Source organism: Halodesulfovibrio marinisediminis DSM 17456 (assembly GCF_900129975.1).
Taxonomy (GTDB): domain Bacteria; phylum Desulfobacterota; class Desulfovibrionia; order Desulfovibrionales; family Desulfovibrionaceae; genus Halodesulfovibrio; species Halodesulfovibrio marinisediminis.
The window spans coordinates 645,796-660,025 of the sequence record NZ_FSRG01000004.1 but is presented as its reverse complement, the minus strand read 5'-3'; the positions used below and the strand labels follow the sequence as shown (position 1 = coordinate 660,025).

The 14,230-nt window shown below is 39.3% G+C and carries 11 protein-coding genes and 4 pseudogenes; 5 read left to right on the top strand and 10 right to left on the bottom strand.

The window, feature by feature from the left end:
- Position 1: 1 nt before the first annotated feature.
- The 5 genes from BUR09_RS07435 to BUR09_RS17190 all read right to left on the bottom strand — a co-directional run bounded on the left by BUR09_RS07435 (position 2) and on the right by BUR09_RS17190 (position 4,756).
- Positions 2–1,147, bottom strand: coding sequence for a LegC family aminotransferase (locus BUR09_RS07435; protein ID WP_074216302.1), 1,146 nt, complete (start codon positions 1,145–1,147; stop codon positions 2–4).
- Positions 1,148–1,156: 9 nt separating this feature from the next.
- Positions 1,157–2,347: a UDP-N-acetylglucosamine 4,6-dehydratase gene (locus BUR09_RS07430; RefSeq protein ID WP_074216301.1), complete on the bottom strand. Its 1,191-nt coding sequence runs from the start codon at positions 2,345–2,347 to the stop codon at positions 1,157–1,159.
- Between the two features lie 168 nt (positions 2,348–2,515).
- Positions 2,516–3,637, bottom strand: a complete 1,122-nt coding sequence (locus tag BUR09_RS07425) for an N-acetyl sugar amidotransferase (protein ID WP_074216300.1) — start codon at positions 3,635–3,637, stop codon at positions 2,516–2,518.
- A gap of 390 nt (positions 3,638–4,027) precedes the next feature.
- Positions 4,028–4,345: an integrase core domain-containing protein gene (locus BUR09_RS16690; RefSeq protein WP_175566002.1), complete on the bottom strand. Its 318-nt coding sequence runs from the start codon at positions 4,343–4,345 to the stop codon at positions 4,028–4,030.
- Positions 4,346–4,579: 234 nt separating this feature from the next.
- Entirely contained in the window at positions 4,580–4,756 is a 177-nt protein-coding gene (locus BUR09_RS17190) for an IS3 family transposase (protein ID WP_084539381.1), read from the bottom strand.
- Between the two features lie 687 nt (positions 4,757–5,443).
- On the opposite strand from BUR09_RS17190, the pseudogene BUR09_RS17040 reads away from it, so the two are divergent.
- The 5 genes and pseudogenes from BUR09_RS17040 to BUR09_RS16680 form a co-directional block, all read left to right on the top strand.
- Positions 5,444–5,877, top strand: a pseudogene (locus BUR09_RS17040) (DDE-type integrase/transposase/recombinase); the annotation flags it as partial.
- A gap of 348 nt (positions 5,878–6,225) precedes the next feature.
- Complete coding sequence (locus BUR09_RS07405) at positions 6,226–7,296, top strand: acyltransferase family protein (RefSeq protein ID WP_074216298.1); 1,071 nt, start codon at positions 6,226–6,228, stop codon at positions 7,294–7,296.
- A 136-nt stretch (positions 7,297–7,432) separates the two neighbouring features.
- Positions 7,433–7,597 (top strand): annotated as a pseudogene (locus BUR09_RS16685) (transposase); the annotation flags it as partial.
- A 114-nt stretch (positions 7,598–7,711) separates the two neighbouring features.
- Positions 7,712–7,850 (top strand): annotated as a pseudogene (locus tag BUR09_RS17185) (IS3 family transposase); the annotation flags it as partial.
- A gap of 62 nt (positions 7,851–7,912) precedes the next feature.
- Positions 7,913–8,263 (top strand): annotated as a pseudogene (locus BUR09_RS16680) (integrase core domain-containing protein); the annotation flags it as partial.
- A gap of 42 nt (positions 8,264–8,305) precedes the next feature.
- Here the strand turns inward: BUR09_RS16680 and BUR09_RS07390 are convergent.
- The 5 genes from BUR09_RS07390 to BUR09_RS07370 are packed head-to-tail and all read right to left on the bottom strand — an operon-like array spanning position 8,306 to position 14,128.
- A complete protein-coding gene (locus BUR09_RS07390; RefSeq protein ID WP_074216297.1) occupies positions 8,306–9,487 on the bottom strand; it encodes a CDP-glycerol glycerophosphotransferase family protein in 1,182 nt (393 codons plus the stop codon).
- A complete protein-coding gene (asnB, locus tag BUR09_RS07385; protein ID WP_074216296.1) occupies positions 9,487–11,271 on the bottom strand; it encodes an asparagine synthase (glutamine-hydrolyzing) in 1,785 nt (594 codons plus the stop codon). Before asnB ends, BUR09_RS07390 begins: the two co-directional genes overlap by 1 nt.
- 2 nt (positions 11,272–11,273) lie before the next feature.
- On the bottom strand, positions 11,274–11,834 hold the full coding sequence (locus BUR09_RS07380; protein ID WP_074216295.1) for a sugar transferase: 561 nt from the start codon (positions 11,832–11,834) through the stop codon (positions 11,274–11,276).
- Between the two features lie 4 nt (positions 11,835–11,838).
- A complete protein-coding gene (locus tag BUR09_RS07375) occupies positions 11,839–12,639 on the bottom strand; it encodes an aldolase/citrate lyase family protein (protein WP_074216294.1) in 801 nt (266 codons plus the stop codon).
- On the bottom strand, positions 12,632–14,128 hold the full coding sequence (locus BUR09_RS07370; protein WP_074216293.1) for a lipid II flippase MurJ: 1,497 nt from the start codon (positions 14,126–14,128) through the stop codon (positions 12,632–12,634). Before BUR09_RS07370 ends, BUR09_RS07375 begins: the two co-directional genes overlap by 8 nt.
- Between the last annotated feature and the right edge of the window lie 102 nt (positions 14,129–14,230).

Genomic DNA, 14,230 nt, shown 5'->3' with positions numbered 1-14,230 from the left:
ATTAGTCCATAGGAGGGGAGCTTGGTAAATTGACAATTCGAGATTCAAAAGATTCTGAATTGCATAAAGGACCGCGTGGGGAAGAGCTAAAGGCAGGCAATCTATGCATCAAAGTCCAAACAGGCCGAGTCATAACTGAAGCACTATTTGTAACCTGCAGTAATCTATCCCTAACATCTTTACTAGGGCAAATAATAGCATTTAGCCAATAATTAGATTTAGCATATGGAGGCTCTTTAACGAATTCAAACTCAGTCCCTTCAAAAAAGTCTTGATAACACAGCGCCAAGCGTCTTTTGGACTCTAAAAATTCTGCAAGTTTCTCAAGCTGCCCACACCCCAATGCAGCATTCAAATTAGGCATGCGATAGTTAAAACCAGGCTCATCATGAAAAAATTCGTATGGATGGGGTTTCTTTGCTGTAGTCGTAAGATGTTTTGCGCGAACCCCATTTTCATACTGATTGCATAACACCACACCACCACCACCAGTGGTAACAATCTTGTTACCATTAAAACTTACGGCACCATACTCACCGATAGTGCCAGTATGTTGCCCCTCATAGTAGGAGCCGAGACTTTCAGCAGCATCTTCAACCAGCACCAGATTCCACTTTTCACAGATAGCATCAAGCTCTCCCAACTGCACAGGATGACCAAATGTATGCATTGGAACTATTGCTTGAATACGTCTCCCTGTCTCCGTATGAATACACTGTCCGTCACCATCAATATGGGCATTTTCATCCAAATATGCTTCAGTTGCAATTGGACAAAGCCCTAAACTCACTTTCGAAACATCAACAAATATTGGAGTAGCTCCCATGTGATGCAACGCATTACAAGTTGCAACAAAAGTAAGAGCTTGAGTAATTACGAAATCGCCACACCTCACTCCTGCCATAACTAGTGCAGTATGTAGAGCAGCAGTTCCATTCACAGTAGCAACAGCTTTTCCAGTTCCTGTAAGAGCCTCCATCTGCTTTTCGAACTGATCTACGTACTTACCCACACTAGAAACAAAAGTGCTCTTGATAGCACGTGAAACGTACTCATGTTCATTCCCTTCAAATACAGGGGCATGAAGTGGAATAAAATCGTCAGTAGAATACACTGAGCGTATGAAAGGAATTATCGAATTTAGCATCTTAGCCCCCTACATCTTACTATCAAGATACTTCCCGGTTTCCTTATGATCAAAATCAGGAAGCATTTTAAAAAACAAATCTACAAGCTCTTTCTTATTCCAATATTTTCTCTTTTTTATTGTTGCAATTTGTTTTTCAAAATCATCAAGCAATGCACTGTCATATACTGGCTTGTTCTTAATAACACCAAGATTCTCAAAGCGTTCAAAGTCAAGGACTTCACGCTCCGTATAGAACTCCTCAAAATCTTTCTCGCCAGTAGTGTCGCTTTTTGTAAATATACAAGGCCACTTGCGCTGAGAAGGAAGGTCTTTTATACGAAAACGAGCCTCATCTTCTGTTTCGCACAGTACAGGCTCATAGCCTAGCTTTTTAAGATAGCTCACAGCAATTTCGGAAAAAGAAATCAAATGAAGGGATTCAGATAACTTTGGAAAAAAAATATCTCTATTTTCACCCAACAAGCACGACATCAAACAAAGTTCACCCGACTCTTGAGGGGTTAAAAAATATCGCCTGATATCGCTTGGGGCAGCAATGGGCTGCTGCTTCGCTATTCGCTGGTCAAATCCGTGCAGTAATGAGCCATCAGAAAAGGCAACATTTGCGAACCGTGCAGTTGATATAGGCAACTGTTCACTTCTACGCATCAAAAACATTTCCATTATCCTTTTTGATGCGCCCATCATGTTGACTGGATTTGCCGCCTTATCAGTCGATACGCAAAAATATTTTTTTACATTCTTTTCGATGGATTGAAGAATCGTTTTCTCTGTATTCAAAACATTTACATCAATCATTCGCATTAACGTAAATGGATCTTTTTCACTTCGAACATGCTTCAAGGCAGATAAATTCAAAACGTAATCATACTCGCCATCTGCAGCAATAAATGCATCATATTCAATTGACCCTATATCAAGAGCAAAGGTTCGAAAATCACCATTAATATATCCATATGAACTTCGAATATCACGAACAACTTCTGTTAAATTATTCTCACTGATATCAACAAGGTGCAGTTTTTTAGGGTTGCGCTTAAAAATTTCTTTCACAACAGCTTGCCCAATAGTTCCAGCACCCCCTAATACAAGGAATTTTGAAACACCAACCTCTTCCCTTAATTTTTCTTCATAGTAAGCAATATCACTACAAAAAAGTTCAGTCTCCCTACCTATCAAAGACAAGACGTTATTCATTACTCCACCCAAGAACACAATTAATATTATGTTAAAAACAAGTATCCAGCTTTAATACCATGCTGGAAGCTCACTCTATATTACGATTGCTAGCCACTAGTTACTTGCAAAGAAAAAAGCCATAACATTTCTTTTAAAAATAGCGTCATGGCTCTCTTCTCTCTTATATTACTTACGGCAGTCCCATACAGGTTGTTTCAGCACCCATTGCCCAAATTTATCTTTGGTAAAAAGCTCAGTATTGTAAAATTTGTCTACAATTTCATAAAACTCACGAAGAGTGTACCCTGTAAAATTGCAAAAATCATCCACAGCCTTTTGATCAACCTGATGATCAAAACGCTTTACAACCAGCACGGCCTCCTCTCTACTCATTAATCCATAACGAACAAATTTTGAAGCATAGTCAGTAGCTGTGGCGTGACCAAACTTAGGATATTTCATCCATGCATGAACAAGGTATCCCATTGTATCAATTTGATCAAACCACTCTGGGGTATGCTCACGCTGCCATTCATGCTTAATGTCTTTAAAACCTAAAGACTTAGCTACTAAATAGTTTTCATAACTATTCCAACGGATAAAATAGCTTAAATACACAGGATCTAGCTGAAAGTCATTATTCATTTCAGGAGCTTTACAAAGGTACAGATCTTTTTCAGTGACATCATCTGAAAGCAACTCACTCCAAGGAATATCGGAAGCCACTCCATTTTCCACCTGTGCTAATGCAGAAGGAGTCTCTTCACTATCAATTCCTCCATATTCATAGCTAATATTCTCACCATAAATAACAAGTGGAAGTTTAAACTTAATAGCCATATGCAGTGGGAAGGTATAAATAAGTCGATCAACAAACCATGTTGGCTTTCCCCACTTCTCAAAACAAATCTTGGCTAATTGCTTTTGAACACGTTTATTAGGCTTAATTGTAATTAAATGACAGCCAAAGCTCTCAGATATATTTTGTAAATTGTGCTTACCCGCCTCAGTCATGGTAAAGTTATCTTCAACTGAAACGAGTAAGGGATTCATGCCAAGTTGTTCTTTTATAACATGAACTTGACGGTGACTATCTTTCCCGCCTGAAACAGCAATAATGCAATCCCAATTACCCTTCCCATATTTTCCACGATGCTTATCACATAATGCTTCAAGCTCCTTCCAACGAGCATCCCAATCAGTTTTATTTTTTTGCTCTTCGGCATTACATGCTTGGCATACTCCATCATCACCAAAGCGAATTCCTGGACGAGTATCTGGCATTACACACTTCTTACAAAAACGCATATCATCCTCCCAACAAATCAATAATTCAGAACGTAATCCAACCCAATCAGGGTTGATAAAAGACCATATAAACAATTTATTATAGTTGTAAGATAGTATTACTACTTCCACTTGCACCTAAACAGCCAGAGTGTGTGGAATTCATGATCAGGCAAGAATAAGGAGGCAACAAAAATACAACGTGGAGGAATTGTAATTTCGATTGCGCTCCCCCCACAACATCTCATCCAAGTCCTATTAACAGCATGAAAAAATTTGAGTAGTCATAAACTAGCCATCGCCATACGGCTTCTCTTTTTTCCAAGTAAAAAACTAAGAGAATCACACCTACCCAAATTGAGGTGGTGCCATTTTCTAGGACCATTTTGCAGCAAAATTAAGGCAAACGAATTAGTATTCATGCCGCTTGCTGAAATACTTCTGAGGAGACGAAGAGGTATTCAGTGAAGTAGAATATCTGTTCATCGGCTTATCCCCGTCAAAAGTAAAGTGTGGACGGCGATGGTTATAAAAGTTGAACCAACCTGCGAGTGCATGTCGAACCTCTTTGCCATTCTGAAATTCTTTCAAATAAACACACTCATAGTTCAAGAAACGCCAAGGACGTTCAATCGTAATATTATCCTCGCCATCCGTTAAAACTCGAAGCTTACCTTTTAGGCCGACTGGTAAAGGCATAGCTTGTAAATTAAGCTCCTTGATCGGCATTAAAAATCTCAGGGACCCATATCGCATCAGCGCGTTTCAAGAGCTTGAACACAAAAATCAGAATCCAATGTGTTGGACAGTATCCATGACAACACATCGTCTATACAAGTCCGTTACAGTCACTTAGTACAACAACCTTTCCCTGTTGGAATATATGTGATGTCAGCACACCACACATGGGTAGACCCATTACTGCAAAGCTCTCAAAGAAGAAGATATGGGTAAACTTTATTTTCAGAATAGAGGGAGTGCTTGTTTTAAGCTTTGGAACACGACTATCAGTCCCTTCTTTCGCATTAAACGGCGTACCCTGCCACGACCGTCAGCATATCTAAGGTCGCATAGCGTGTTACACATTTTTCTTCTTCCATAAAACGGACATCCTAAAAACAGTTCATCTATCTTTCGCATTAGTTCCGTATTAAAGAAAAATTCTTCTTCAGGCTGAGAATAATATGTAGATCAATTTTTGATTGAGCAGATCACACTGTTTCCGGATGCTAATCATAGGATGCGTCTTATATCGACGACACAACACCTTCGGGCTGTGCTCACATTTTGGTGAAGGCTTGTTGCAAAAAATATTTCTCCAATGTGAGATGACCAATCTTCGCATAAAGATCTTTGATTTGATCTTCAGCACACTGAACAACCTTTTGCTGCTTACCGGCAAAGGAAGCAACAACCACTTCCTTTGCTTGCTTCTTCCCTTTGACAATCTGGATTGGTATGAACACCATATTTACTGGCTAGTTCAGCTAATGTCTGCTCACTTAAAAGGACATCTAGGGCAAAACGACCTTTAAATTCTGCTATAAAACTTCTTCTTTTTCGGGACCTAGTTGAACATCCTGTGGTTCTTCTATGTCCACCTTAGCGAATGGTCTATTTTTTTAGAACCACCTTAAAAATCAATACCCTTCTGAAGTTAAAAAACTATAATTCAAAAGACCTACAACCTTGAGCCCCCCCCAGTCAATCCATTATCCTGAATGAAAGAGGATATGGAAATGAGTGTCCGAAAACATAGCTCATATGATGCCGAGTTCAAGAATAGTGCTTACTGCTCTGTGATGAATAAGGCCGAACTGTTGTTGATCAGTAGATTTGATACACGATACGTTAATGAGTGGGCAGAGGTTCCTGACTTTCAACGTCATCGATGACTTCAGTCATAAATGCTTAGCCATTGAAGTCAATACCAACATGCCTACGGCCAGAGTATTACGAGTGCTGAATCGTATTGTTACGTGGCGAAGGCTTCCTAAAAAGATCAGAATGGACAATGGGCCAAAGCTAGTCTCTATGGCAATGATCGATTGAGCAGAACGAAAAGGGATACATCTGGAACACATTCAACTAGGAAAGCCACCTCAGAATTCGCACATCGAATGGTTAACTAAACCTATCGCACTAAAGTGCTTTATTTTTATCTGTTCCGGACTTTTACAGAAGTCAAAAAGTAAACAAAACGTTGGCTGAAAGAGTATAACGAAGAGTGGTCTCATAAATCTCTCGACAACCTGCCCCCACCGAATCCCTTGAAATCCATCCTCCCTGCGAAATCTTACTTACGCGTGGAACTAATCAAAAGAAATTTACACTTACTCATTGCCTATGATTCTAAGAGCAACTCACTTTTTAACTTGCAACAAGCGGCCTTGCACAATTCGAACAATTTAACCATCTGATATTGATCAACAATACTACAATAGGTACTTTTTAGTTGTTAGTACTGGTGTAATTTTTTATAAGCAAACGCATTCATTAAGAGCGAAGAAATAAGGAACAACAAGTTGCATAATGGTGACAAAAATAAAAACGAAGGGAAACATGTTGTTCTGTAATAGTGCTTTTAAATATTAAAGTGGGAGATCGGGTTGAAAAGACTTTCAAATGGTAGTTCAGTTTCATTAGATTTTATTCGCGCTGCAGCATCACAGGCAGTAATGATAGGACACGGGATATCTTTTTGTGGTGTATTCAAAAGTTATCATCCCCCCAATTTTCCATGGATACAAAATATTTCTGTGGTAGTTTTTTTTATTCTTTCCGGTTTTCTTATTTCATATTCAATGGCTGCCAAGAAAGAAAATAGTCAGTACAAATTTCGTCACTATTTTGTTGATCGTTTTTCAAGGATATATACAGCGTTTGTACCGGCGCTAGCATTTGTCTTAGCAATTGACCTAATAACCAAATTTTTTTTTGGAAGTAATTATAGGTATGAACGCGCATTTAATATAGAAACTTTGCTCGGAAATTTATTGCAATTTCAAGATTTTCCAATTTTACGTGCCATCACCAGTTTTGGTTCTGCTCGACCATTTTGGACGTTGGCAGTTGAATGGTGGATATACATGTTCGTTGGTTATGTTGTTTTTTATCTTATGAGAAAAGATCAGATTCAGCGTTTTGATTGGATTATCCTTTCTTTATTATCTATCATTCCAATATATAATTTTTTTGGCGGCCGAGGAAATGGGTTGATGCTGTTCTGGTTATATGGGACAGCTGCGTTTGTTGTATGGAATTCTTGCTTGTTGAACCGTTTTTCCATTGCAAAAAAAATATTTTTTTTATTTTTATTTGGCTATATTGCAGGATTAAGGGTTGGGCTTACATTACGAGAGTATGACTCATTATTTGCTTTTTGTATTGCAATAATGATCTTGCTTATTGTTGAGTTAGCTTCGAACATAAAACTTTTTACTTTTTTTACTAATTTTTCTAAATATATAGCAAGCTTCTCCTATACATTATACCTGACCCACTATTCAGTATTTGATTTTCTGACAACAGGTTTTGCTGGAGACGTTAACCCCTATGTATTGTTTTGCATCGGGGTTGTAATTTCTAATCTTATAGCAATAGTTATAGGTCGTCCTATAGAAACTTATATGACAACAGTAATAAAGGATAGGATGTATCGGTACGTAGAAAATTTTTAATACTTATATAACATAAATGCTTCTAATAGTGATCGCTGTTTCAGATACAGACATTGTGATGTCTTCCCAGTAAACTTAACCAGTTAAATATAGAAAATTTGAGCAGACTTACCTTTTGTGACTCTAGGAGCTTGCCATGAAAAAGACGAAATTTACCGACGAGCAGATCGCTTTCGCCTTACGTCAAGCTGAGACAGAATCAAGAGTTAAAGAGGTGTGCCGTAAGATGGGCATATCAGAAGTTACGTTCTACAATTGGAAGAAAAAACAAGGTGGGCTTGAGGTAAGCGAATTACGTCGCTTAAAACAGCTTATCAAGTCAGCGTACGTAGGCGCTGTTCTGTCTTGTGCATGGGTAATCAAGTTATTTTATTACAAGCCTACACGGAAAGCTGACTCCGCACTTCGTCTTCACATTCAGGACATTGCCGAGACTTGAGTTCGACATGATTGCCAAAGAATATATATCCACTTACGCAGGGAAGGTTGATATGTGAATCATATTATGTTGCGAAGAAGGATTAAATCTGCACTCCAAGCGGCCACGACGATATGATTTCAGCTGCACACCATAAAAGGGCAACATGTCGTGAGCAAGTGGCTACGCTTGTTTGCTGGACGTAAGCCGCGTCGTATTAAAGTAGATAATGGTAGTTGAGTTCATTTCAAGGCACTCGATAAGTGGGTCTATGAAAATAATGTAACGCTGGCCTTCTTAAAACCGAGAAAAACTACGGACAACCCGTTTATCGAGTCTTTTAACGGAAATTTTCGGAATGAGTGTTTAAACACGCATTGGTTCCTATCACTTTTTGATGCTCGAAAGAAAATTGAAACATTGCGGAAAGAATATAACGAATTTCATCCTCATTCTTCTCTTGAAAAGATGATCCCAAACGACTTTACCTGCACACGGTTTGATCATTCAACCAGTGCGATTTCTCTACAATCTACCCCAACAGATTAGGGGAAGAACTCAAAAGAAAGTACGCCGTTAATCAATCTCGCCCTAAGCTTGAGAAAGTACGATTTGGGCAATATGCTCAGAGGCTATGCCTTCATAAAGGGCATATTTTACTTTCAACTTACCTAATTCACTCTCAATTGCGGCTTCTAACTCATCGACAGAATAAATCCCTGTTGACAATCCTAAATCTGCATACGAACCCATCTCTGAAAAAATTGTATTTTCTAGTGATACCAAACCGGTCCCTGCAACTCTTCCTTCTAGCCCGACAGTACTAAAAGAAGTTACAACAACATCAACTTCCATTAACAAGTTGTGCAGTGATTCGCTAGGTAAAGACACTTTAACGTTTTCATATTCATCGTAAGAATACTCTTGACTGGGATGAGGTCTAAAAATGATGTCCCAACTTTTTTCCAAAGCTAATCGATTTAACTCTTCGCGAAGTTCATCTCGCAAATCTGGATAATTGTGCTCACCATTATGTACAGGTAAGGACCAGTCAGCATAAAGAATGACTTTTGCCCGCTCAACAGTGGTTTTCTTTCTTTCAAGCTTCTTGATGAAATCAAAAGCGGGGGAACCTGTTACAACAATCGTGGCACTAGACTCTGGACACTCAGCCAAGAGTTTGTCTTTAACCGACTCAGAACAAACACAGATAGTATCAGCCAGGTTTTGTTGAGCCACATCAAGAACCCCTTTGTCGTCACCTCCTCCTATCAGCCATACGCCATCGTTAATACACAAAGCGGGGATTTTTAGTTGCTTCGCAGCAATCAGAGAAGCACGCTCTCCCCGGGGAGAATTTGTGGTAATAACAAGATCAGGTGAAAATTTATCAAGAAGAAAACGAAACGTTTTAATCGGTAAAAAAACCTGTCGTCCACTCTCTTCATATCTTCGGACAGCCCCTTCTTCTCCATACTCTTCAACCAGTTCTGCATAGGAACACCCCATATACACAACGGTTTCCTTGTACGGCACAACCGTAGAAGGGCTCATATTTGCGCTTAGCTGCTCCCCATAGGAGATAGATTTCGAAGTACTTAGCTCAGGAAAATCACTTAGTCGCACAAAAGGAACTCCCTTTGACTCAAGGTAGTCACCGGCTGTAGTCAAAGCTAAAATCGTAACATCACAACAATCTTTTAACTGATGGTAAAGAGGCTCAATTATTCGGACATGCCCTCCACCATAACAAGTCATAAACACTTTTTTCATTACTCATCCTCAAAACAGCGATACCAATATTCTAAAGCCATTAACGCCCGAAGTTGACGCGTATAATTTGAAAGCCCTTCACAATGCTCTTTAAATATCTGAGCCACATAATCATAGTTAAACAGCTGACGAGCCCGTACCCGCTCACTCAATAGCAGATTCTCACACTGCGCTTTCAGTTCGGTTTTAAACCACTCTCCAACTGGGACAGTAAACATCTGTTTCTTACGATACGCAAGATGTTCACCAATGAGACTAGTTACAGCTTTCTTGTAAATATACTTTGTTTCACCATTATGCAGCTTAAGCTCACCAGGCATAGAAAAAGCGAGTTCAATCATTCTATAATCAAGAAAAGGGGCTCTATTTTCAATTGAAGCAGCCATCCCCATTCTATCTGGTTTTACAAGGTTATTACCCGGAAGAAGTAATACTGTATCGATATAAAGAACTTGGTTGATACGATCCATATGTGCAGAGGCATCATAAACAGGCTGAAGCACATCAAGTAACGTGTTGCTACACTCCAGCTGGGATTGAAGACTTGAAGCAAACAATCTACTCCGTTCAGAAGCAGTGAACAGGGAAATATTATCAGCATAGTTATTCTGAAACTCTGTACTACTACTCAACATATTATCTGATGAAGCGAAGAAATTTTTGTACTTATCATACCCTGCAAAAAGCTCGTCAGCGCCATCTCCGGTTAAGACCATTTTTACGTCTTGAGCGGCCATCTTAGAAACTCTATACGTCGGCATAAAAGAGACATCGCCATGTGGCTGGTCACAGTGGTACGTCGCCATTGGCCATAAAGAAAGCATGTTTGGAGCTACTACATTCAAATGGTGATCAGTCCCAAACCGTTCAGCAGCTTCCTGAGCATAAGGAGATTCATCATATCGAGGATCATCAAATCCGATACAATATGTTTTTACAGGAGATGATAAGTGCTTAGCCATCACTCCCACAACAGAGCTTGAGTCAACCCCGCCTGACAAAAAGGCACCTAGAGGGACATCCGAACGAAGACGAAGCCGTACTGCGTCGTCTAAAGTGGCATTAAATTCCTTAATCCATTCATCTTGTGTTTTATCCTGGATTTCAATTTTAGAAAGATCCCACCAACACTTTTCCCGAACACCGCCAGCATCAACTTCCAAGTAGTGACCTGGCATTACGTGCTTAATCCCCTTATACATTGTACGAGGGGGAGGAACATAGTTAAAAGCTAAAAACTGATCCAGAGCCTGATAATCCACACTGTGGGACGGCATTGCTTTAAGAAGAGATTTAATCTCTGACCCAAACAAAAAACGCCCATCATCAAAGGAATAATGAAGTGGCTTTTCTCCTGCTCTATCACGAAACAAGTACAATCGATTAATACGGTAATCAAAAATTGCAATGGCAAACATACCATTAAATTTTTCTATACCGCAAACCCCATATTTCTCATAAACCCTTAGAATTACTTCTGTATCACAACCTGTCACGCAAGGATAACCTGAACGAGCAAGCTCTTGTGCAATTTCTACATAGTTAAAAATTTCACCGTTTTGCACAACAACAATGGACTTATCTTCAGAATAAAAGGGTTGTCCGCCATGCTCAACATCTAAAATAGCCAAACGTTGATTTCCCAACGCAACAGCCCGATCAACGTCATGGAAAATACCCATGCCATCAGGCCCCCTATGACGAATAACAGCTCCCATTTCACTGATAACTGAAGATTTAAGAGCATTTCTTCTAAGATCGTAATATCCAAAGATGCCACACATTATTAGTTGGCTCCTTTTGAGCAAAGTACTGTTCTAGCAGTTAAAACAAGAATCCACAGGTCATACATAAATGACCTGTTCTGGATATACAACATATCAAAGTCGTACCGCTCTTTCCACGTTCCCTGGGAACGAACTTTTGCTTGGGCCAACCCAGTAATCCCAGGAATTACACTGTTCCTTAAATTCCATTGTTCCTCTGTATATTCTTCTTTCTGAGCTGGAACATTAGGACGAGGGCCAACAAAGCTCATATCCCCCTTTAGTACATTCAAGAGTTGAGGAAGTTCATCTATACTTGTTTTCCGAAGCCACTGTCCTACTGACGTAATGCGAGGATCATTGGCCTGAGTAGAATATCCGCCAAGTGATTCGGCATTTATAACCATGCTACGAAATTTATAGAGTTGAAAGGGCCTACCGTCTAACCCAACTCGTTCTTGTCTAAAAAATGCTGATCCACCATCCTTCCGAATCAAGCAAGCGATAACAATAAAAAGTGGGAAGACTACCGCTAATAAGACCACAGCAAAAATCACGTCAAAAATTCGTTTCAAAGACATCTCTCTACCCTACAATATCTTGAATGCGCTTACAAAAATCATTATGCAAAAATTGCAATTCATTCTCATCAAAGGCCATATACTTTTTTCGAACTGCTTCTAATTTTTCAATTTCACTCTTTAAATCAATTTGAGTAGTCAATTGTTCCAAGGTTTCACTGCGTAAATGAAACGCACGAGATAGAATCACCCCAGCAGAGCCTAGACGCACATGTTCAGCCATTACAATTTCACCAGGTATTATTCCATCACCTACACGTGCAATTCCACCAATGCCAAATGGTTTATGAATTTTTTTTACAAGAGCTTCAACATAACCGTTTGCTAATAACTCAAACATAAAGTTCAACTGAAGGTCGAGATGTAAGTCATTCAAACCAATGTGAACTTCATTAACACAGTCTAACGCAACAACACTCTCAATAGATTCCGCTGCACCACATGTTTCCACAAGCGGAATAAGTTTTGCTCGGCCTCTAATAAAACCACCAAATGTTGCAACCTCTTGAGCAGTTCTAAACATTGGAAGCATAATAATATCACAGCCTGCTTCAATAGCTTTTTCAACTTCATTCTTAGAGTCAGCGTGCAATGGATTCAGACGAACCATTAATTCAGCCTTCGAAAGAACTTTTTTGATTGAATTGATATCTTCAAAACTATGTTTACTTATAACCGTGTCCAAGTGTCCCTGCCGCTTTAGCTTGCCTTTGCGTTCCAAATCAACAAAAATTCGGGTTACACCACATCGCTCAGCAAAAGAGGCAATCTCTGCTTTGTTTGTAATAAAAAGATAGTTAAACACTTTTTAAAACCTTTTGTTTTAAAAGTTCTCTTGCTTTGCTGTGCATACAGAGTAATGTACTTAACATCCCACCCCCTATCGCGAGCATTGGAAAAATTAACCACAGAGATTCAGAAAACAACACAGTAAGTTGTTTTACTCCCCAATAGCCAATAATAACAACAGCAACAATTCCACAATAAAAAAAGCCTTCCCTTAGCAAAAGTCTATAACATTTTACATCAAGGTTAACTGTGGCCAAAAGCATCAAAGATAAAAGCACATACGCAGCTAATAGCCCGAGCATAATTCGCTCAGTCGTCAAAAACTCTCTCCAAAGAGACAGCCCAGCAACAAGTACGACTGCTCCAAGTAATGTGACATATAATGGTTTATGTGTATTTTTTTCAGCATTACAAACCGTTGTAGCAAACGAGGCAACGCCTTGAAAAACAATGCTCATTAATCCAATTTGTACTAGTCCATATATCTTATCTAACTCACTTGGTGCCAAGCTTCTACCAAACACTAAGTTAGTATATGGGACAACTCCAGCAGTAAGCACTGCAGCAACACATAATCCCAACGCAAGAATCAGTTGGAAACCATGCACTATCAACTTACGATAGACCTCAGGAGCAGTTGTACGACTTTCGGCAAGTCGAGGAAGCAAAGCGATAGAAATAAAATTAATGCACAAAAGCAACGGCAACTCTATTAACCGCATTGAATAATTAAATAATGCTACGCTTCCAGCTTCTTGATACGAAGCAAAAGATCTTGCAATTACAGGAAAGGTCAGCAGCAAGCCCCCAGAAAACATTGCCTGAAAAAAACGCTTAATCAACTCTCGTGACAACATATTACCTTGAAAAACACACCGTAAGCTCCATCGAGGCTTTACTGCGATAATTTGACTCGTATACCTGCAGACACCTGCACCTATCAAACTCAATAAAAGAATTGATAAAGAGGACTCTTCTGTTAACAGCATGTACACAAGTCCTAGTATAATACACCCATTAAAAATCAACGTCCCAAGGCTTGGTAAAAAAAACTTATTCTTTGATTGCAGATAAGCTGTTGTCACCCCAGTTAAAACAGAAAGGGGTAACAACAAGAGCGCAATTGCCACACCATCTTGAGCTAGCACCACCTTTTCACCGCTAAAGCCAGGAGCTAACAAGCTCATTAACATGTCAGTATTTAAATACAAGATTCCAGTAATTGCAGAAAACAGAAGCAGTAACACGACTGATGCTTGAAATAGCAATTTTTTCGATTGGTCAGCCTGAGTAACAAAAGAAGGGATTAGAGCTGCACTTAGGGCCCCACCAACTAACAGGTTTAAAAGCAAATCGGGCAAACTAAGTAATAGTACGGCGACATCCGCTAAATTTGTTGTTCCATAAGTTGATGCAACTAAAATTTCTCGTACAAATCCTGATAGCCTTCCCAGTAAGACGCCAAGTATAATCAAAACTGAGGAGCCAATGATATTCTTTAACACAGAAAACCTTACTTTAATCAATTAAATATGTTAACTGCACAGCTTACCAAATGCCGCATCACAAATACCCCTGCTACACTTTTACAACATTCTTGTTAAGCT